Below are 19,571 nucleotides of genomic sequence, written 5' to 3' on the forward strand. Positions count from 1 at the left end.
CGGCACCTGCAGCATTCCAAGAGACCATTCAGAGATCAGGAGCCAGATATGTTCAAGATTTCCCGCCGCACAGCCATCGTCGCTGCCACATGTCTTCTCGCCGCCAGCACCGCCGTGAGCGCGGCTGAGCTTACGGGCACGCTCAAAAAAGTTCAGGAAACCGGCTCCATTACGCTCGGCTACCGCGAAAGTTCGGTTCCGTTCTCCTACCTCAACGCCGACGGCAAGCCTACAGGCTATGCCTTCACGGTCTGCCAGCGCGTTGCGGATTCCGTCAAGAAGGAACTCGGCCTCTCGAAGCTTGACATCAAGTATCAGGCGGTCACTTCGGCCAACCGCATCCCGCTCATCCAGAACGGCACCGTCGATATCGAATGCGGCTCGACCACCAATTCTCTGAAGCGTCAGAAGGAAGCTGCCTTCTCGGTGAGCTACTTCGGCATTCAGGTCTCCGCAGCCGTCTGGAAGTCGAGCGGCATCAAGACGATTGACGACCTCAACGGCAAGACCATTGCGCTCACCTCCGGCACGACATCCGTGGCCCTCACGAAGGCCTACGAACGCGATCACAAGCTCAAGTTCCGCTACCTGATGACGAAGGACTTTGCGGAATCGATGCAGCTCGTCGCCAACAAGCGCGCCGACGCCTTCATCATCGACGACGTTCTGCTTGCCGGCCAGATTGCCAACCTTTCCAATCCCGAGGACTTCACGATCCTTGACGCGGCGCTCTCCGTCGAACCTTACGGCGCCATGTTCCGCAAGGACGATCCGCAATTCAAGGCCGTTGTCGACAAGACCGTCACCGACATGATCAAGTCGGGCGAACTTGAGAAGCTCTACACGCAGTGGTTTGAGTCGCCGATTCCTCCGAAGAACACCAACCTCAACTTCAAGATGAACTCCTACACGAAGGAGCTCTTCAAGAACCCGAGCGACAAGGGCATCTGATCCGGTCCTGCCGTTTCTGATTGATCTTTTTCAATCCCGGGTGCGGTCTGCTAGCACTTTGGCTGCACCCGGGATCTTCTTCAAACGTCACAGACTCCCGCCCCGGACGGCGCGCCCCTTCAGAAACTTGACTGAGGGCTTCACGGGAAGACCCCCTTGCGCAGCGTCGTCGGAGAAATAAAAAGAGGATTGCGTCATGGCGCTCAATTTCAGTCTGGACTCGCTTCTTGAGCAGTCCCTCCTTACAGAAGACCCCTGGTGGGTCTACATCCTCAACGGCGCCTGGTGGACGATCGGCCTCACCATCGCCGCTTTTGCGCTGGCACTTTTTATCGGCATCATTGTCGGCACTCTGCGAACAGCGCCAAATAAATTCATCCGCGGCGTCTGTGAAGCCTGGATTGAACTCTTCCGCAATATTCCCTTGATTGTCCAGATCTTCATCTGGTACTTCGTCGTCCCCGAACTTGTTCCCTGGTACAAGGACTGGCTCATTGAGGTCGATCCTGCCGTCGGACAGTTCGTCACCGCCTTCATCTGCATGGGGCTCTTTACGTCCTCGCGTATTGCCGAGCAGGTCCGCGCCGGCATCTCATCGCTTCCGCGGGGCCTTCCCAATGCTGCAAAAGCGCTCGGCTTCACGACCGTTCAGGCCTATGTCCAGGTCGTGCTCCCGATGGCCATGCGCCTCATCGTGCCGCCCCTTACGAGCGAATCGATGAACCTTGTCAAGAACACCGCCGTCGCCATGACGATCGGTCTCCCGGAGCTCACGATGCGCGCCAATGAAATGGGTGAAAACACCTTCACCTTCTTTGCCGCTTATCTGTGGGCCACGATTCTCTACATCATCATCGCTCTCGTCGTGAATCAGCTCATGGCCTGGGTCGAGAAAAAGAGCGTCATTCCCGGCTTCATTGCCGCCAAGTAAGGAGCACCGATCATGTCCGTTGATTTTTCCTCAATCTCCGGCTCGGTGGACTTCCTCCTTGCCGGCGCCGGCTACACCATTGAGCTTACAGCCATCACTGCCGTTTTCGGTCTTGCGCTCGGAACGCTCCTTGCGCTCGCCCGCCTTTCCTCCATCGGATGGCTTTCGTTCATTGCGCGCCTCTACATCAACCTGATGCGCGCTGTTCCGCTCGTCCTGGTGCTCTTCTGGTTCTTCCTCCTGATGCCTGAAGTGCTCCGCCTCATCTTTGGTCTGGATCATCCGGTGATGATCGGCGCCAATCTGACCGCCATCATCACATTTGTGCTCTTTGAGGCGGCATACTTTGCGGAAATCATGCGTGCAGGCATCCAGTCGATCGGCCGCGGGCAGTACTTTGCCGCCACGGGCCTCGGCTTGTCCTATGCCCAGACGATGCGCTACGTCATTCTTCCGCAGGCTGTACGCAACATGCTCCCAGTGCTCCTCACGCAGACGATCATTCTTTTCCAGGACACCAGTCTCGTCTACGTCATCAGCGGCAGCGACTTCATGGGCGCAGTCGTTAAGATCGCACAGCGCGACGGACAGCTCGTTTTGATGTACTCTTTTGCAGCTGCCTGCTACCTTGCAGTCTCGCTTTCGCTCTCAATGCTCATTCGCCGCCTGCAGGCGAAGATGGCTGTCGCTGCACGCTGACACACTAGAAGAAGAGCTCACCCTTAAGGATCCCTCTCATGGCAATGATTGAAATTAAGAACCTCAGCAAGTGGTACGGCAACTTCCAGGTTCTCAAGAACTGCAACGTCAACGTTGAAAAAGGCGAGGTCGTCGTCGTTTGCGGCCCGTCGGGCTCAGGCAAATCGACGCTCATCAAGACCGTGAACGCCCTTGAACCCTTCCAAAAGGGTGAAATCATCGTTGACGGCGTCTCCGTTGGCGACCCGAAGACCGATCTGCCGAAGCTCAGAAGCCGCGTCGGCATGGTCTTTCAGCACTTCGAACTCTTCCCGCATCTTTCCATTCGCGAAAACCTGATTCTTGCGCAGATGAAGGTTCTTGGCCGCTCCCGCGAAGAGTCGCTTGCCCGCGGCCTCAAGCTTCTTGACCGCGTAGGCCTTCTTGCTCACGCCGACAAGTATCCCGGACAGCTCTCGGGCGGCCAGCAGCAGCGCGTTGCTATTGCCCGCGCGCTCGCCATGGATCCGATCTGCATGCTTTTTGACGAACCGACGTCCGCGCTTGACCCGGAAATGATCAACGAAGTGCTCGATGTGATGGTGAGTCTCGCCAAGGAAGGCATGACGATGATGGTCGTCACGCACGAAATGGGATTTGCCAAGAAGGTTGCCGATCACGTGATCTTCATGGACGCCGGCGAAATCATCGAGAATCTGCCCGCAGAGCAGTTCTTCAGCCAGCCCCATACCGAACGTGCGCAGAAATTCCTCTCGAAGATCCTTAATCACTGATCTTTACAGAAAAACTCCTGCATAAAGAAATTCAGGGATTTCCGGACGCTCCGTCTGGTTCCGGCAGAATGCGCCGGAATCGATGGAGCGTTTTTCTTTTAAAATAGAAAGTTGCCCTAAATTCTGGAGCTTAAGAGCCATGATCGAAACGCATTACGACGCTGAAGCTGCCGTCCGCCTCGGCCGCGATGTCCTTGCGCATGAGGCCGACGCCATTCTTGCCGCAGCCAAGCGCCTTGGCGACACGCCGGACTTTGCACTGGCCGTGAAGGCCGTTCTCGGATGCCGCGGCCGCCTCGTCGTTTCGGGCGTAGGCAAATCCGGCCACATCGGCCGCAAGCTTGCCGCCACCTTTGCGTCAACCGGAACGCCGGCCTTTTTCGTTCATGCGGGCGAAGCCGCCCACGGCGATCTCGGCATGATCACGAGCGACGACATCGTGCTCGGCATCTCCTACTCGGGCGAGACGCAGGAACTTCTCATGATCGTCCCGATCCTGAAGCGCGAGGGGGCAACCCTCATCGCAATGACCGGGAACCCGAATTCAACGCTCGCCAAGCACGCCGATCTGCACATCAACTGCCACGTTGAACGTGAAGCCTGTCCCCTCAATCTTGCGCCGACATCGTCCACTACCGTGACGCTTGCGCTCGGGGACGCCCTCGCGGTTGCCTGCCTCTCGGCCAAGGGCTTCAGCAAGGAAGATTTTGCGAGAAGCCATCCGGGCGGCGCGCTTGGCCGCCGGCTTCTCATTCATGTCCGGGACATCATGCGCCAGGGCGCTGCAGTTCCGCGCGTCACGGCGGATATCCGGCTTCTCGACGCCATTCGCGAAATCACAGCCAAGCACATCGGCATGACGGCCGTGGTCGACGCTGACGATCACGTGATCGGGATCTTCACGGAAGGCGACCTGCGCCGTCTCATTGAAAAGGTGGGCGACGTCCGCAATCTCGTCATGCGGGACGTCATGACGCCCAACCCGCACACCATTGGCCCCGACGAACTTGCCGCATCCGCCGTAAAAGCGCTTGAAGCCCATCAGTGCAATCAGCTTCTCGTGGTGGATGCCGACGGCAAACTTCTGGGCGCGCTTCACATGCACGACCTCATGGACGCAAAGGTGATCTGATGACTTCAAATCTTGAACGCCTCAGAGAGATCCGCATCGTCGTTCTCGACGTGGACGGCGTCCTCACGGACGGCTCGCTCGTCTTTACCGACAAGGGAGAACTTGCCAAAAAGTTTCATGTCCGCGACGGCCTCGGCATCAAGCTGCTGCAGGCTGCCGGCATTGAAGTTGCGATCCTTACGGGCCGCACTTCAGGAATCGTCTCCTATCGTGCCGATGAACTGGGAATGACAAAGGTCGAGCAGGGAAAGCTCAAAAAGCTCCCCACCCTCAGGAAGATGCTTGAGGCGGCCGGGCTCAAACCGGAAAACTGCGCCTACATGGGCGACGACCTCCCCGACCTTCCCTGCCTCAGAACAGTCGGCTTTGCAGCAACGCCCTGGGACGGCAGCAGCGAACTTGACCCCTACATCCACTGGCGCGCCCCGCATGAGGGCGGACGGGGAGCCGTGCGCGACCTCGCTGAAAAGATTCTTCAGGCCCAGGGACGCTGGGAGGAACTCATCGACAAGCAGTTCCTTTCTCAGGAGTAAGCGCATGGCTCACCGCCGTCTCATCTTCCGCGAGCGCATCACCGCCATCGTCGGCTCCGTCATCCTCTTCGGCCTGGTGCTTTTGAGCTACTGGTATTCCGTACAGTCCGAAATTGCCGGACTGAAATACATTCCGAGCGACAAGAGCCCTGATTTTCTCGCCCGCAATGTCTCGCTTACGGATTTCGACGAAACGGGCCAGCCGAAATACAAGGCTTTCTCAGAAAATCTTCAGCATTTCTCCGATGAGCGGATGCACGCTGAAAAAGCGCTGGTGCTCTCGCTCGCTCCGGGCGAAGCGGTTGCAAGCGCCCGTGCCGATGAGCTCTGGAGCAACGACGGCATGGAGACGGTGGAATTTTCCGGGAATGTCGAAGTAACGCGCGAACCCTGGGGAACGGAACCCGAGCTTTACTTCCGCACCAATTTCCTGCGGGCATGGCTCGATACGCTCCGCTTTGAGACGAACGACCCCGTCTTCATGCGCCGCGGCGACAATACGACCGAATCTGAGGGCGGTGCAATATACGATAATGTGGCCCGAACAATTGAACTCCGGAATCACGTTACGACGATTCTTCAGCCGAAAAGTCTTTCGACTGATGCTCCCTGAAGTCCGGACAATCCTGCCTTATTCCTGACACCCATTTCCCCGCCTCAGCCATCCAGAGGCCATCAACGGAGTCTTTCTTCATGAAGAAGCTTCTCATCGCCGCCATCGCCGCCAGCATTGCTTCCGGCGCCTGGGCGCTGCAATCCGACCGAGAGCAGCAGATCGAGGTTCACGCCGACCAGTTCAACGGCGACGAAGTGAAGCAGACTGCCGTCTACAGCGGCGCCGTTGTGGTCGACCAGGGCTCCATGCGCCTCACGGGCGATGTTCTCGAGCTCAGAATTACGCCGAAGGGCTATCGGCAGGCGACCATCACAGGTGCGCCCGCACGCTTTCGCCAGCAGCGCGATCCGGACGCCAAGAACCCGGTGGATGAATGGATGCATGCGGAAGCGAAGCGCATCGTTTACGACGAAGAGACCGACAAGGTGACGCTCACGGGCGGCGCAAGGCTCTCACGTTCGGAAAACGGTGTTGAAAAAGACATGACCCAGGGTGAACGCATTGTCTACGACATGAGGAACGCCCGCTCTGTTGTTGAGGGCGGCGTCAAGTCGGAAAGCGGCCAGCGCGAGCGCGTGACCACCATCATTGCGCCCCGCACGAAGAACGCTCAGCCGGCTCAGCGCGAAGGCGCACAGCTTCAAAGCGCTCCCTCGCTTTCCACACCCGCCAGACCCTGATCCCATACTCTTCTCCGTCTTGAATTCCCATGGAAGCAACTGAAAATCTTCAGAGTGCCGATGCCGTCAAGCACACGCTGGTAGCCAAAGGCCTCAAGAAGCACTACGGCTCCCGCCAGGTCGTCAAGGGCGTGGATCTTTCCGTGAAGTCGGGCGAAGTCGTCGGACTTCTTGGTCCCAACGGCGCCGGCAAGACCACCACCTTTTACATGGTGGTAGGTCTGGTCGTTGCCGACGATGGCGCAATTGAACTCGACGGCAAGTCGATCATTCACCAGCCGATCTATCGCCGCGCCCGCATGGGGCTCTCCTATCTGCCACAGGAAGCAAGCGTCTTTAGAAAACTGACGGTCGAAGACAACATTCGTGCCATTCTGGAGATGCAGCTCAACGATGAAGGGCGGCCGCTCTCCTCCTATGAGGTCGAGGAGCGGCTTGAGAAGCTCCTCGACGAGCTTCAGATCAAGCACATCCGCACGAATCCGGCGCTCTCCCTTTCAGGCGGCGAACGACGCCGTACGGAAATCGCCCGCGCGCTCGCCGCAAATCCGCGCTTCATTCTGCTCGATGAACCCTTTGCCGGCGTCGACCCGATTGCCGTGATTGAAATTCAGCGCATTGTGCGCTTCCTGCGGGACCGCAATATCGGCGTTCTCATCACGGACCACAACGTGCGTGAAACCCTTGCCATCTGCGACCACGCGTACATCATCAACGAAGGCCGCGTTCTCGCTTCCGGCGAACCGAAATCGATCATCAACAACCCCGACGTGCGCGCCTTCTACCTTGGCGACAACTTCAGCATGTAGGGTGAGCCATGTCGCCGAGCATTTCCGCTTCTCTCGCCGCCCAGCTCGCTCAGCAGCAGACGCTCGCTCCGCAGCAGCAGTACGCGCTCAGGCTGCTGCGCATGAATGCGCTCGAACTTTTGGCCGAAGCCGACCTTGCTGCAGAGGAAAATCCGCTTCTTGAGCGTGAAGCGCAGGAAGAGGCAGCGGAAACCGAATCCGCTCCGTCACTGCACGAGGAAAGCGAAGCGGTTCGCGGCGAAGATGAGACGCCTTTCCCCGAAGATCGCGGTCCGCTCGAAAACATTTATTCCGGCTGGTCGGGCTCCGGCGCTGACCACGCTGACGAGACTCCGGCGGTGGAGCGTGTTGCCGCGCAGTCATCGCTGCGCGACGATCTCATCGCCGAACTGAATTCCCTCAGCACAGACGAACTGACGCATGAGCTCGTCATCTCGCTTATTGAGGAGCTTGACGACTCCGGATTTCTGCCGCAGTCGTTGGCAGAAACTGCTGAAAGTCTTAAAAGAATCGTTTCCGCACCGCTGAATGCCTGGCAGAAGGCGCTGGCGCTGCTGCAGACCTTCGATCCGCCCGGCGTCGGCGCCTCATCCCCTGCAGAAAGTCTCGCGCTGCAGGTCCGCCGCCGCATGGAATCAGGCTCCGTTCAAAAAGACACCGGCGAACTCCTTATCGAACTCATTCTGAAGCACCTGAAGGAGATTGCGGCCGATGACAGCAAGGCGCTCCTCGCAGCAGCCGGGGGCGACAGCAAGAAGCTTGATGCAGCGCTTTCGCTTCTCAAAACCCTCAACCCGCATCCGGCCGCCAACTATGCGAGCGAAGCCACTCAGTACGTCATCGCCGACATCACGATCAGGCGCGAGAGCGGTCATTGGCGGGCCTTTCTTAATCCCGGGGCCCAGCCGGGACTTCGGCTTTCCGCCATGGCACAGACCATTGCAGTGGATGAATCCACGCCATTCGGGCGGTACCTTACGGAAGCGCGGCGCCTCATTTCCGGTATAGAAGCACGACAGACCACTCTGCTTCGAGCGGCTGAATTTGCGACCGAACGCCAGCAGGCTTTTTTTGAAAAAGGCCGCGCGGCATTGCTGCCGCTTACCATCGGCGAGGCTGCCGCCGCACTCGGACTCTCTGATTCAACCGTTTCCCGCGCGGTGTCCGGGAAGTATTTCCAGTGCCCGCTCGGCACATTTGAGCTTCGCAGCCTCTTTCTTCTTCCAGCGGTACAGGCCGTTGATGCCGAAGGGCTCAGCGCCTCCGTTACGCCTCTGCGCATCCGCGCACGCATCTCTGAGCTTATCGCCCAGGAAAATCCTGAAAAGCGGCTTTCCGATCAGGCGCTTACAGATCTACTTCGCGCCGAAGGCTTTGACATCACGCGCCGCACTGTAGCGAAGTACCGTGATCTTGAAGGCATCCCAACGGCCCGCCTGCGCAGGGACAAGACTTCTGTTCTCTCTGAATGACTCTTCTCACACCCTATCTCAAGCTTGAATCCGTCAGGCTTGACCTCAATCTCTCCAGCCAAAAACGACTCTTTGAGGAAGCCTCGCTTGCTTTTGAACGAGCTTACGGCGTGCCTCACGATGAGGCATTCGCCGCTCTCATGGAGCGCGAACGAATCGGCTCGACTGCAGTGGGTCACGGGTGCGCCGTGCCGCACGGCAGACTCGCCGAACTGGAAAGTCCGGCCATTGTTTTCCTGCGAACGCTCGCCCCCCTCAAGGTGTCCGCTCCGGACAATCAGGGCGTTCAGCTCTTTTTCGCGATTCTTGTGCCCGCAAAGAATCCAGGAGACCATCTCGCGCTTCTCAGGGAAACCGCCGGCATCTTCGGCGACGAGAAAACCCGCGAAGCGCTGCTCAGGGCGCCCGATGCGATGAGCTTCCTTGAAATACTCTCGCAGTGGTCGCCCGCATCAGAATCCGAAAAATTATCCTGAGCAAAACCTCCTCCAAGCCTGTCATTCCTGATAAAACGAAGGCGATCTCTCAACTCCTGAAGCGTGAGGCACCATCATGCAGCTCATCATCGTCACGGGACTCTCCGGCGGCGGCAAGTCGATTGCCGTGCGGCAGCTTGAAGACAGCGGCTTTTACTGCATCGACAATCTGCCGGGCGAATTTCTCCTCCCCGTTGCAAAAAGCCTGGCCGCGAGCGGAACGCGTGCTGCGGCCGTGGCGATCGACGCACGCTCGCATGCGACTTTCGACAAGGCGCTCGAAGCGTTTGAGGAATTGAAGCGCGAGGGCTTTGACATGCGCGTGCTCTTTCTCACCGCTTCGAATGAGGAACTCATCCGGCGCTTTTCAGAAACGCGCCGCCGACATCCTTTGAGCACGCATGCGGAACACCTCGACCAGGAACTGACGCTCCAGGAAGCCATCCGGCTCGAGCGGGCGCTGCTCGCCCCCGTTGCGCAGATCGCTCACGTGATGGATACGAGCCGTCTCCTGCCGTCGCAGCTTCGCCGCTGGGTGCAGCAGTTCATCGGAGCGCCCTCCGCCAAACTGACGCTCACCTTTGAATCCTTCGGCTACAAGCGGGGCCTGCCCTTCGCCTCAGACCTTGTCTTTGACGTAAGGTGCCTGCCGAACCCCTACTACCTCCCGGAACTGCGGCCCCTCACCGGCATGGACAAGCCCGTAGCCGACTATCTGGCCGGGCAGCCTCTTGTCGGAGAAATGATTGCCGACATCGCGCGCTTCATTGAAAAGTGGCTGCCGCATTACACCGCGCAGAACCGCCACTACCTTACGGTTTGCATCGGCTGCACGGGCGGTCAGCACCGCTCCGTTTATGTTGCAGAAGCGCTGGGCCGGCACTTTGCCAAGCGTGCGGGCACGATTGTCCGCCACCGTGCGGTGGAAGCGGCCACGCCTGCGGAAGCCAAGCTTCAGACGGAGTAGCCGGCAACCTGGAGCGCGGCCTTTGCAAGCGTCCGCACCGGAGTTGGCATCCCGGGCATTTCATCCCGCCCGGGGAGAAATGCGCTGTAGCCTTCGGCCTTCAACGCTCCCTCACGCGAAATAAACGCAGCGGCCTGAATGAAAAGCCGCTGATGCGTGAGCTCTCGCTGGGAATTCCCCAGGCAAACCGTCTTCCACTCGGCATCAAGACCAAAATCCGAAGGGAATAACAGCCCCTTCGACTCCTCAGCAGGAATTTCCCGCACGCAGGGCACCCAAAGCCCACGCCAGATTGAGTCGCTGTTCGGGCGCAGCCAAAGTCCTTCAGCAGAAACAGCAAATCCAAGAAGCAGATGCCGCTCTTTTTTCTCGAGAGATTTCTTGGGCTTTGGGAAATCCTCCGGATTAGCATCCGCGGCCCGGCACAAAGTCCGAACCGGGCACAACGTGCATTTTGGATTTCGTTTGCGGCAAATCTGGCTTCCGAGATCCATGAGCCCCTGCGTATAGTCCGCAATCAGGTCGCTTCCGGGCATCAGCGCCTTCGCGCATTGCCGGACCTTTTTTTCAAAGGTCTTTTGACCTACCCGACCGGGAATCATCCGAATCCTTGCACAGACTCGCTTGACGTTGCCGTCAATCATCGGGAACCTCGCCTCATGACTCGTAAAGGCCGCTACGGCCGCTGCCGTTGAGGGGCCAACGCCCGGAAGCGTCAGCAGACCCTTCACGCGTGTCGGAAACTTTCCTCTAAGATTGGATACGACATGCGCGGCAGCGCGCTGCAGATTCCTTGCCCGGGCGTAATAGCCGAGTCCGGCCCAAAGCCGCATGAGCTCCTCTTCAGGAGCTTCTGCGAGCGATTCCACCGTCGGGAATCTTTTCAGAAACCTCTCGTAATAAGGGATCACCGTGGCTACCTGCGTCTGCTGCAGCATGACTTCGGATACAAGCCGTTCATAGGGGGTATCAAAAGCCTGCCACGGCAGCGTGCGTCTGCCGCATGAGCGCTGCCATTCAACAAGCGTGCGGGAAAAGGTCGTCTGTTTCATGAAGGGATCCTGGGGGAATATTGGGGCGCACATTCTCTCATGCAATCCGAAGAAACACCTTGAGACTTTCGCGCCCCGAACGGCATAAGGTACCGACGACGCCTCGGCAGATACAATGATCCGACTTATGCCGGCACTCCCGGATCCTGCCGGCCACTCCGAAAGAATTACAAAAGGACGCACCATGCCCACCGGCAGATTCAGTTCACTCCCCGCCGCAGTTCTTGCCGCCGCCATGACTGCAACGCACGCCATGCCCGGCATGCCGGCAGGACATCCTGCCGTCTCCATGCCAGACCGCACGCTTTTCGAACTTATTGCCGCGGGCGTCGCCATCCATCGTAATGATCCGGACTTTGCTTATGCCGCCTGGATGGATGCAGCCCAAAAAGAGCACAACCCTGAAATCGCCGAACTCGCCTGGCAGGCGGCAGTAGCCAGCCGGCAACCGGGGAAAGCGCTCGAAGCGGCGCAGCTCTGGCTGCGCCTTGACCCCAAATCCGAAAAAGCCCTTCAGACGATACTGGCTGATGCCGTTGAACGGAATGATCAGCAGAGAATCGTGGAAACGCTCGCCAAAATGGAAAAAGCGCTCTCTCCGGATGATGAGAAGAAGGGTGACTGGGTTGAGCGTCTTCTCGACGTACTCGGCCATACGGCCAAACCCGGTGCCGGGCTCCAGAAACTCAGCGATGCGCTAGCCCCCTATGCGGCCCGCTACCCGAAGCGCGCCGACATCGGCATCGGCTATGCGCAGCTTCTTTCGCGCTCCGGAAAGCTGAATCTCGCCTGTACGCGTGCCGAGGGAGCCATCCGCCAGGCCCCCGACGACCCTGAACTGCTCGGGCGCGCGGCCGACATCTGCTGGCCTGCCGATACGGCAAAAACGCGTTCGCTCTTACGTCAATATCTCAAGCGCCACCCCGACGACAGTCTTGTGCTGTTGATTTCTGGCCGCGTCGAGCAGCGCCTCGGCGAACGAGCACAAGCGCTCGCCACGCTCGACCGCGCCATGAAGAAGGGCACTAAGGATGCCCGCATTGCACTCAATGCCGGGCAGCTCGCCGCCGACCTTAATGATGCCGCCCGCACAGAAAAATTCCTTCTGCGCTATGTCGAGCTCCTGAAGGAGGAAAGCGAAGAAATCGATCTCTCGCGTCTTGAAGTTTGGCTTCAGATGGGCAACGCCGCACTCATGCAGAAAGCCCCCGAGCGCGCTGCTGAATATTTTCATGAGCTTCAGGGCGGGCCTTTTGCGCTTCAGGCTCGGATCCGCGAGGCGCTTGCCCTCACAGACACGGGCAGGAACGATGAGGCGCTCCTCGTTCTCCGAAACGCCCGAAAGACGCTGCCCCTTGATGCCGCTGCCCTTTATTCAGCCGAAACGAAGCTCCTCCTTGAACTCGATCGCCGGGATGAAGCAATAAAGCTCATCAATGAAGCCGTCGAAAAACTCCCGTCAGAACCTGGCGTTCTCTACGACGCCGCCATGGTGGAGGAGGAATCCGGGAATACGGCCGCAGCAGAGAAGCACCTCGAAGCGCTTATCAAGCTCAGCCCCAATCATGTTGAAGCGCTCAACGCCCTCGGATACCTTTGGGCGGACGGCAACCGCAATCTCAAAGAGGCCCGGGAGCTTCTCGAGCGTGCCTACAAGGCAGAACCCCTCAACCCCTTCATCCTCGATTCGATGGGATGGCTCTGCTTCCGGGAAGGCCGTCTCAAGGCTGCCGCGGAATTTACGAGCGCATCCCTTAAGCGCCTCTGGGACGCTGAGGTATCCGCCCATCTGGTAGAAATCCTTGCGCGCGACGGACGCACTGCGGAAGCGCAAAGAATGCTTGCGGATTACGCGTCGCGCACCAGCGCGTCCGAGGCTAAGGCCCTCGCTGACCGCCTCTCTCTCAAGCTTTCCTCTCTTCCTGAGGCCAAGGAATGATGAAGCGGCGCCTCATCCTTTCCGCAATCGCTGCAGCGCTTCTTGCTGCCGGGTGCGCCTCACCGCTCGCCAATGCGCGTACGTGGAAGGGACGCTTCGCACTCCGAAGCGAAAAAGAAAACCTTTCCGGACGCTTTGAACTCACCGACGCCCCGGGACTCCTGCGGCTCGATCTCCTCACTCCGCTTTCGGGCATCCTTGCCCGCATTGAGGAAACTTCCGGGGGAGCCATTTTCATGAAGAGTCTCTCGGATCCCGGCGTCAGGGGCAAAAACCTTGAAGCGCTCATGGACTCGCTCCTTGGGTTCTCGCTCCCGGTTCACGACCTTCTTTCTCTCCTCAGAAACGGGGCTGAAGCCCGGGATCTCTCATCCCAGACCTGGCAATGCCGCATCCTTTCAAGGTTCCCGAACGGCGCCCCTCAGCGCCTTCGCATCGAACACGGTTCCCCAAACGCCCTTCAGGTCACGCTTTTCATCGATGAGGCTCTCTGATGCCCGCTGCTTCTCAGGCGCCGCGCAAGTTCATCGGTCTCCCCGCGCCGGCAAAGCTTAATCTTTTCCTTCATGTGATCGGCCGCCGTGCCGACGGGAAGCACCTTCTTGAATCCATCTTCATTCTGATTGATCTCGCCGACGAGCTCGACTTCAGCCTGCGGGATGACGGCGCCATCGTACGCACGGGAGATCTGGAGTGCGAGGCTGAGAACGACCTCTGCGTTCGTGCTGCAGACGCGCTTCGAAAAGCTGCAAACAAACCGCAGGCAGGGGCAGAAATTCACGTCAAAAAGCACATTCCGGCTGGCGCCGGCATGGGCGGCGGAAGTTCCGACGCCGCCACGACCCTTATTGCGCTCAATCGTCTCTGGGGACTTGACCTTCCTCGAGAGGAGCTCGCCCGGATAGGTGAAGCGCTCGGCGCCGATATTCCTTTCTTCATCAGAGGAAAAAACGCTTTTGTTGAAGGTATCGGAGAAATCATTACGCCGATGGATGTCCCTCCCGCCGAATACGCTGTCCTCTGGCCTGGACGCGGTGTTTCCACTGCGAAAATTTTCTCTTCACCTTCCTTGACAAGGGATAGTGAATCCTTGAAAATAGCCATCTTTTCCGACTTTCTCCGGAACCGCTGGCCTGAGCTCCCCGGACATAATGACCTGCAGAAAACTGCAGTCGGTCTTGAGCCTGCGATCCTTCAAGCCCTGGACGCGCTTGCGCCCTTCGGCGAAGCCCGCATGACCGGCTCCGGAAGCGCTGTCTTCGCACTGAACAGGACCGGTTCGGCCGAACCTGCATCTCTGATGGAACGCATCCCTGTTGACTGGCGTTTCTTCAGCGTTCGCAGTCTCCCCGAGCATCCGCTCTGCGCGTGGACGCGCAGTGCCGAAGAAGAAAGCACAGGGGTGTAGCCAAGCGGTAAGGCACCGGATTTTGATTCCGGCTACCGAAGGTTCGATTCCTTCCACCCCTGCCAGATCCCCGGGTTCATCAGAAAACTGATGGCTCGACGGAGCGCCCTGGCGGACACCCTCGCCAGTCTCAACCCAACCCCAAGTGAGAGCAGAAATCATGGTCCCCATGGTGCCGGAAAGCATGATGGTCTTTGCAGGCAATGCCAATCCCAAGCTTGCCCAGGCCGTCACCGAATATCTCCACATTCCCCTCGGCCGCGCGTCGGTTGCCCGCTTCAGCGACGGCGAGGTCAGCGTTCAGCTGCTGGACACGGTCCGCGGCAAGGACGTCTTCGTTCTGCAGAGCACCTGTGCTCCGACGAACGACAATCTGATGGAGCTGCTGATCATGGTGGATGCGCTCAAGCGCGCTTCTGCCCGCCGCATCACGGCTGCGATTCCTTACTACGGCTACGCCCGTCAGGACCGCCGTCCGCGTTCGGCCCGCGTTGCCATCTCGGCGAAGGTTGTCGCCAACATGCTGCAGTCTGCCGGCGTTGACCATGTCCTTACGATGGACCTGCATGCTGACCAGATTCAGGGCTTCTTCGACATTCCCGTCGACAACATTTACGCCACGCCGGTGCTCCTTGCCGACCTTCACGCCCGTCACCTCGAGAACCCCATCGTGGTCTCGCCCGACGTCGGCGGCGTTGTTCGCGCACGCGCCATGGCAAAGGCCATCGAGTCCGATCTCGCCATCATCGACAAGCGCCGTCCTCGCGCCAATGTTGCTGAGATCATGAACATCATCGGCGATGTGAAGGGCCGCACCTGCATCATCACCGACGACATCGTCGACACTGCCGGCACGCTCTGCAATGCAGCCGGAGCCCTCAAGGAACGCGGTGCGCTCGGCGTTGTGGCCTACATCACGCATCCGGTGCTCTCGGGCGCCGCGATCGATCGCATTACCAATTCCGCTCTGGACGAACTGGTTGTGACGGATACCATTCCGCTCTCGCCTGCCGCCCAGGCTTGCCCGAAGATCCGCCAGGTTTCCTGTGCGGCCATCATCGGCGAAACCCTCTCGCGCATCGCGCGCGAAGCCTCCGTGAGCAGCCTGTTCGCGGAGTAATAAGCAATGCGGCGCGGAGTTGGTCGCGATTCCCGCCGCGCTTTTTTCTAAATTAATCACTCCTGAGGAGTTACCAATGAAAGTCATCGCCACCACGCGCAAGGCGCAAGGTACGGGTGCGAGCCGCCGTCTGCGTCGTGCGGACAAGCTGCCGGGCATCGTCTACGGCGGCAACCAGCCCGCTGCGCCGATCGAGCTCGAACACAATCCGATCTTCTTTGCCCTTCGCAAGGAAAAGTTCCACGCTTCGATCCTGACGATGGAGCTTGACGGCGTCGAGCAGCTCGTTGTTCTGCGCGCCTTCCAGATGCATCCCTACAAGCCGCAGGTCATGCACATCGACTTCCAGCGCATCATGCCGGATCAGGAAGTCACGATGCGCGTGCCGCTGCACTTCTCGGGCGAAGAAATCAGCCCGGCCGTCAAGGTTTCGAAGTGCATCATTTCGCACACCGTTTCCTACGTCGAAGTGGCCTGCCTGCCGCGCGATCTTCCGGAATTCATTGAGGTCGACCTCTCGAAGATGGAAGACGGCATGACGCTGCACTCCACCGAACTCGTGGTCCCGGCCGGCGTTCGCGTTGTCACTGACAGCGTTGTCGCCTCCGTCATTACGCCGGTTGAAGAAGTCGTCACTGCTCCGGCTGCTGACGCTGCTGCCCCGGCCGCTGACGCTGCCGCCGCCGCTCCCGCCGCTGATGCCGCCAAGTAATCCGGCTCTCACAGCCTGATTTACACTTAAGGGCCCGCTCGACAAATTTGCCGGGGCGGGCCTTTATATTTTTCTAAACTTTCGAATTGCGAAGCTGGCTCGGGGAACTCATCTCTCCCCATTTCATTCCGGCCGCGCTTTGCCAAAGACTTTTCTCCTGCTGTCCGCCTCATTCTCCATGACTTTCGAGACCTGATGTGCGAGGCCGTTCAGCGCCATCTCCTACACCAAATCTCAAAAATCATGGCTACATTTGCCGAACTCGGCCTCTCGCCCCAGCTCGTCTCCTCTCTTTCTACTCTTGGCTTTGAAGAGCCCACGCCTATTCAGGAAGCCGCCATTCCGGCGATTCTCAAGGGTTCGGATGTTCTCGGCCAGGCCGCTACCGGCACGGGCAAAACCGCCGCCTTTGCGCTCCCTCTGATCGAACGCTGGGCGCTGGGGCATGAGCCGGGCGAACCGGTCATTCTCGTTCTCACGCCGACCCGCGAACTCTGCCTCCAGGTCTCCGAATCCTTCCACAGCTACGGTCGCGATGCCGGCATCGTGGTTACGCCCATTTACGGCGGACAGGAATACGGCCGCCAGATCCGCGCACTCAAGCGCGGCACGCATGTTGTCGTTGCCACGCCGGGCCGCGCTCTAGACCACATCAACCGCGGAACGCTGAACCTCGAAAGCATCCAGGCCATCGTGCTTGATGAAGCGGACGAAATGCTCGACCTCGGTTTTGCCGACGAGCTTGACGCCATCTTTGAGGCACTCCCGGGCCATGTTCAGACGGCGCTCTTTTCCGCTACGCTCCCTCCGCGGATCGCCAAAATTGCCGACGAGCATCTTGAGAATCCTGAACGCATTTCCATCGCCCGCGAGGAAACGCCTGAAGGAGAAGCCCCCCGTGTGCCGCAAATCGCCTATGTGGTTCCGCGCAACTACCGTACCGCAGCGCTCGGCCGCATTCTTGACCTTGAAGATCCGGAACTCGCCATCATCTTCGCGCGCACCCGCAACGAAGTGGACGAACTTACCGAAGCCCTGCGCGTGCGCGGCTACAGCGTCGAGGCGCTTCATGGCGGCCTTGATCAGCCGACCCGCGACCGCGTGATGCGCCGTGCCCGTGCCGGCCAGCTTGACGCCATTGTGGCTACCGATGTTGCTGCCCGCGGCATCGATCTTGAAAATCTCACGCACGTCATTAATTTCGGCATTCCGGCTTCCTTTGAAACTTACGTCCACCGCATTGGCCGCACAGGCCGTGCGGGCCGCACCGGTACGGCAATCACGATTATCGAGCCGCGCGAACACCGTCAGCTCCGCGCGCTCGAGCGCTTCACGCGTTCGAAGATTGAGATTCGCACGGTACCTTCGGCTACCGACGTCCAGGCGAAGCGCCTTGAAGTAACGCGCGGCGCCATTGAGGAACTCCTCACGGAAGGGAACCTTGACCGCTACCGCGTCATTGTCGAGTCGCTCTGCGAAGAGCACGATCCGATGGATGTCGCTGCGGCAGCTGTCCGCTACGCCTTTGAAAATGAAGGCGCAGCCGAGGATGAAATGGAAATTCCGGCCTTCGCCGCCCGTGAACGCCGTGAACCGCGCGATGAGGGCGACCGCCGCCGCAGTCCGCGTGCCGATCGTCCGCGTCGCGAACCGTCTGAGCCCGAACCCGGCAAGACGCGTCTCTTCATCGGAGCCGGCCGCATGGTCGGCATCCGTCCGGGAGACATCGTCGGCGCCATCGCCAATGAGGCCAATGTGAGCTCGCGCGTGATCGGCGCAATTGACATCTTCGAACGCTTTACCCTCGCCGATGTGGATTCGGATGTGGCAAACGACGTGATCGAAGCGCTCCAGGGCGTCCGCTTCAAGGGCGCTCCGGTAACGGTTCGTCTTGACAACGGCGGCCGCAGGAACGAGGAAGGCAGTCAGAATTACGAACGCCGTCCGCGCGGACGCAATTACGACGACCGTCCCCGTCAGCCCCGCTATGACGACAGCCGCTGGGCGCCCCGCGGCGACGATCGCTACAGCCGCTTTGACGACGATGACCGCGGTCCCCGCCGTTGATTCTCTCCCTCAAACGGCTTTATTCATTTGTTCTGAGATTTTTTGCTGACATGGCAAACACTCCCATTCGTCTCATCGTCGGGCTCGGCAATCCCGGGCCCGAGTATGAGAGAACACGACACAACGCTGGCTTTCGCTTTCTCGATGCCCTCGCCGACAAGAACGGCGGAACATTTCGCAATGAGCCCAAATTCAAGGGTGAAATTGCCCGCGCACGCATCGCCGGAGAAGAAGTCTGGCTCCTGAAGCCGCTCACTTTCATGAATAGCTCGGGAGAAAGCGTCTCTGCGGTCGCGAACTACTACAAGATCAAGCCCGAGGAGATTCTCGTTGTTCATGACGAAATGGATCTCATGCCGGGATGCATGCGCATCAAGCAGGGCGGCGGAAATGCCGGTCATAACGGCCTGAAGTCGATCACCCAGCAGCTCGGCACGCCCAACTTCTGGCGTCTGCGCCTCGGCATCGGGCATCCGCGCTCTCTCGGGCTGGCGCAGCAGGTCTTTGATTTCGTCCTTTCCTCTCCGTCCGCCGAGCACGCGGAAGCGATCCGTACCTGCGTCGACGCAGCGCTCCCCACGGCGGAACTTTGGGCTGAAGGCGAAATGGAAAAGGCTCATCGCGCCATCGCAAAATATGGTGCGCCTGCGAAGCCTGCCAAGGGCAGCTGAGACGCCATGAGCGCGATCCCGGTGCTGGTCAGCCGGTGCCTTCTCGGCTTCGCCTGCCGTTACGACGGCAAAGCGAAGCCCTCCATTCTCCCTCTGCTCGGAGAAATTCCTGAAGTCAACTGGATTCCCGTCTGTCCGGAAGTGGAAGGCGGACTTCCGCTTCCGCGGACACCCTGCGAGCTCGAACCCGGTGCAACCGCCGCCGATGTCCTCGCGGGCAAAGGACGCGTTTGCACGAAGGAAGGCCGGGACTGCACCCGCGAATACTGCCTCGGTGCACAGCTCGCGCTCCAGAGCGCAGAAACGAACGGGGCGAAATTCGCGCTTCTTAAGGCAAAAAGCCCGTCCTGCGGCACGCGTTCAATCTATGACGGAACGTTCTCGCGAACGCTGATTCCGGGACGCGGCATTACCGCCGAGCTCCTTGCAGGCGCAGGCATTGCCCTCTTTTCGGAAGATGAGCTGGAGTCTTTCTCCCGAACTGTCGCAAGGGCGCTCCCCGAATCCGATTAACCTTTAAAATGAGTCCCCCTCCGGTACAGCTTCCGGAGCTCGGATGACTC

22 protein-coding genes and 1 tRNA gene are annotated in these 19,571 nt (G+C 59.4%); 21 read left to right on the forward strand and 2 right to left on the reverse strand.

Translation table 11 applies throughout. The annotated features are described in order from the left end of the window. The first annotated feature begins 48 nt into the window (after positions 1 to 48). From FG381_RS07345 to FG381_RS07360, 4 genes are all read left to right on the forward strand, one after another. A complete protein-coding gene (locus FG381_RS07345; RefSeq protein ID WP_139688212.1) occupies positions 49 to 951 on the forward strand; it encodes a transporter substrate-binding domain-containing protein in 903 nt (300 codons plus the stop codon). A 196-nt stretch (positions 952 to 1,147) separates the two neighbouring features. Continuing rightward, positions 1,148 to 1,882 (forward strand): amino acid ABC transporter permease, encoded by a 735-nt coding sequence (locus tag FG381_RS07350; protein WP_139688213.1) that lies wholly within the window; start codon positions 1,148 to 1,150, stop codon positions 1,880 to 1,882. 12 nt (positions 1,883 to 1,894) lie between these two features. Continuing rightward, positions 1,895 to 2,581, forward strand: a complete 687-nt coding sequence (locus tag FG381_RS07355) for an amino acid ABC transporter permease (protein ID WP_139688214.1) — start codon at positions 1,895 to 1,897, stop codon at positions 2,579 to 2,581. 44 nt (positions 2,582 to 2,625) lie between these two features. Then, complete coding sequence (locus FG381_RS07360; RefSeq protein ID WP_165697889.1) at positions 2,626 to 3,354, forward strand: amino acid ABC transporter ATP-binding protein; 729 nt, start codon at positions 2,626 to 2,628, stop codon at positions 3,352 to 3,354. 3 nt (positions 3,355 to 3,357) lie between these two features. On the opposite strand, the gene FG381_RS12575 is transcribed toward FG381_RS07360, so the two are convergent. Next, the gene (locus tag FG381_RS12575; RefSeq protein WP_165697853.1) at positions 3,358 to 3,495 is read right to left on the reverse strand and encodes a hypothetical protein; all 138 of its coding nucleotides are present in this window, start codon (positions 3,493 to 3,495) and stop codon (positions 3,358 to 3,360) included. On the opposite strand from FG381_RS12575, the gene FG381_RS07365 reads away from it, so the two are divergent. The 8 genes from FG381_RS07365 to rapZ all read left to right on the forward strand — a co-directional run bounded on the left by FG381_RS07365 (position 3,494) and on the right by rapZ (position 10,039). Further along, a complete protein-coding gene (locus FG381_RS07365) occupies positions 3,494 to 4,486 on the forward strand; it encodes a KpsF/GutQ family sugar-phosphate isomerase (RefSeq protein ID WP_139688216.1) in 993 nt (330 codons plus the stop codon). The two genes, FG381_RS12575 and FG381_RS07365, sit on opposite strands and share 2 nt — an antisense overlap. After that, a complete protein-coding gene (locus FG381_RS07370; protein WP_139688217.1) occupies positions 4,486 to 5,019 on the forward strand; it encodes a KdsC family phosphatase in 534 nt (177 codons plus the stop codon). The genes FG381_RS07365 and FG381_RS07370 overlap by 1 nt, the downstream gene beginning before the upstream one ends. Before the next feature lie 4 nt (positions 5,020 to 5,023). Beyond that, a complete protein-coding gene (gene lptC / locus FG381_RS07375) occupies positions 5,024 to 5,632 on the forward strand; it encodes an LPS export ABC transporter periplasmic protein LptC (RefSeq protein ID WP_139688218.1) in 609 nt (202 codons plus the stop codon). Between the two features lie 80 nt (positions 5,633 to 5,712). Continuing rightward, the gene (gene lptA / locus FG381_RS07380; RefSeq protein WP_139688219.1) at positions 5,713 to 6,315 is read left to right on the forward strand and encodes a lipopolysaccharide transport periplasmic protein LptA; all 603 of its coding nucleotides are present in this window, start codon (positions 5,713 to 5,715) and stop codon (positions 6,313 to 6,315) included. 29 nt (positions 6,316 to 6,344) lie between these two features. Continuing rightward, positions 6,345 to 7,124, forward strand: coding sequence for an LPS export ABC transporter ATP-binding protein (lptB, locus tag FG381_RS07385; protein WP_139688220.1), 780 nt, complete (start codon positions 6,345 to 6,347; stop codon positions 7,122 to 7,124). An 8-nt stretch (positions 7,125 to 7,132) separates the two neighbouring features. After that, positions 7,133 to 8,596, forward strand: coding sequence for an RNA polymerase factor sigma-54 (gene rpoN / locus FG381_RS07390; RefSeq protein WP_139688221.1), 1,464 nt, complete (start codon positions 7,133 to 7,135; stop codon positions 8,594 to 8,596). Next, positions 8,593 to 9,072 (forward strand): PTS sugar transporter subunit IIA, encoded by a 480-nt coding sequence (locus FG381_RS07395; RefSeq protein ID WP_139688222.1) that lies wholly within the window; start codon positions 8,593 to 8,595, stop codon positions 9,070 to 9,072. The genes rpoN and FG381_RS07395 overlap by 4 nt, the downstream gene beginning before the upstream one ends. Positions 9,073 to 9,148: 76 nt before the next feature. Beyond that, positions 9,149 to 10,039 carry an RNase adapter RapZ gene (rapZ, locus tag FG381_RS07400; RefSeq protein WP_139688223.1) on the forward strand — a complete coding sequence of 297 codons (891 nt, stop codon included), beginning with the start codon at positions 9,149 to 9,151 and terminating at the stop codon, positions 10,037 to 10,039. Here rapZ and mutY read toward each other — a convergent pair. Further along, a complete protein-coding gene (gene mutY / locus FG381_RS07405; protein ID WP_139688224.1) occupies positions 10,027 to 11,091 on the reverse strand; it encodes an A/G-specific adenine glycosylase in 1,065 nt (354 codons plus the stop codon). The two genes, rapZ and mutY, sit on opposite strands and share 13 nt — an antisense overlap. Positions 11,092 to 11,275: 184 nt before the next feature. On the opposite strand from mutY, the gene FG381_RS07410 reads away from it, so the two are divergent. From FG381_RS07410 to FG381_RS07450, 9 genes are all read left to right on the forward strand, one after another. Beyond that, positions 11,276 to 13,030: a tetratricopeptide repeat protein gene (locus FG381_RS07410; RefSeq protein ID WP_139688225.1), complete on the forward strand. Its 1,755-nt coding sequence runs from the start codon at positions 11,276 to 11,278 to the stop codon at positions 13,028 to 13,030. After that, a complete protein-coding gene (locus tag FG381_RS07415; RefSeq protein WP_139688226.1) occupies positions 13,027 to 13,524 on the forward strand; it encodes a lipoprotein insertase outer membrane protein LolB in 498 nt (165 codons plus the stop codon). The genes FG381_RS07410 and FG381_RS07415 overlap by 4 nt, the downstream gene beginning before the upstream one ends. Beyond that, positions 13,524 to 14,438 (forward strand): 4-(cytidine 5'-diphospho)-2-C-methyl-D-erythritol kinase, encoded by a 915-nt coding sequence (gene ispE / locus FG381_RS07420; protein ID WP_139688227.1) that lies wholly within the window; start codon positions 13,524 to 13,526, stop codon positions 14,436 to 14,438. The genes FG381_RS07415 and ispE overlap by 1 nt, the downstream gene beginning before the upstream one ends. Further along, positions 14,429 to 14,503: transfer RNA gene (locus FG381_RS07425), tRNA-Gln, on the forward strand. The genes ispE and FG381_RS07425 overlap by 10 nt, the downstream gene beginning before the upstream one ends. A gap of 104 nt (positions 14,504 to 14,607) precedes the next feature. Then, entirely contained in the window at positions 14,608 to 15,558 is a 951-nt protein-coding gene (locus FG381_RS07430; protein ID WP_165697890.1) for a ribose-phosphate pyrophosphokinase, read from the forward strand. Positions 15,559 to 15,634: 76 nt separating this feature from the next. Continuing rightward, positions 15,635 to 16,270 (forward strand): 50S ribosomal protein L25/general stress protein Ctc, encoded by a 636-nt coding sequence (locus FG381_RS07435; RefSeq protein ID WP_139688229.1) that lies wholly within the window; start codon positions 15,635 to 15,637, stop codon positions 16,268 to 16,270. A gap of 243 nt (positions 16,271 to 16,513) precedes the next feature. Then, positions 16,514 to 18,337, forward strand: coding sequence for a DEAD/DEAH box helicase (locus tag FG381_RS07440; RefSeq protein ID WP_139688230.1), 1,824 nt, complete (start codon positions 16,514 to 16,516; stop codon positions 18,335 to 18,337). Between the two features lie 50 nt (positions 18,338 to 18,387). Continuing rightward, positions 18,388 to 19,008 carry an aminoacyl-tRNA hydrolase gene (gene pth / locus FG381_RS07445; protein ID WP_139688231.1) on the forward strand — a complete coding sequence of 207 codons (621 nt, stop codon included), beginning with the start codon at positions 18,388 to 18,390 and terminating at the stop codon, positions 19,006 to 19,008. Between the two features lie 6 nt (positions 19,009 to 19,014). After that, the gene (locus FG381_RS07450; RefSeq protein WP_139688232.1) at positions 19,015 to 19,521 is read left to right on the forward strand and encodes a DUF523 domain-containing protein; all 507 of its coding nucleotides are present in this window, start codon (positions 19,015 to 19,017) and stop codon (positions 19,519 to 19,521) included. Positions 19,522 to 19,571 lie beyond the last annotated feature (50 nt).

This window comes from Sutterella faecalis, from assembly GCF_006337085.1.
In the GTDB taxonomy this organism is placed as follows: Bacteria; Pseudomonadota; Gammaproteobacteria; order Burkholderiales; family Burkholderiaceae_F; genus Sutterella; species Sutterella faecalis.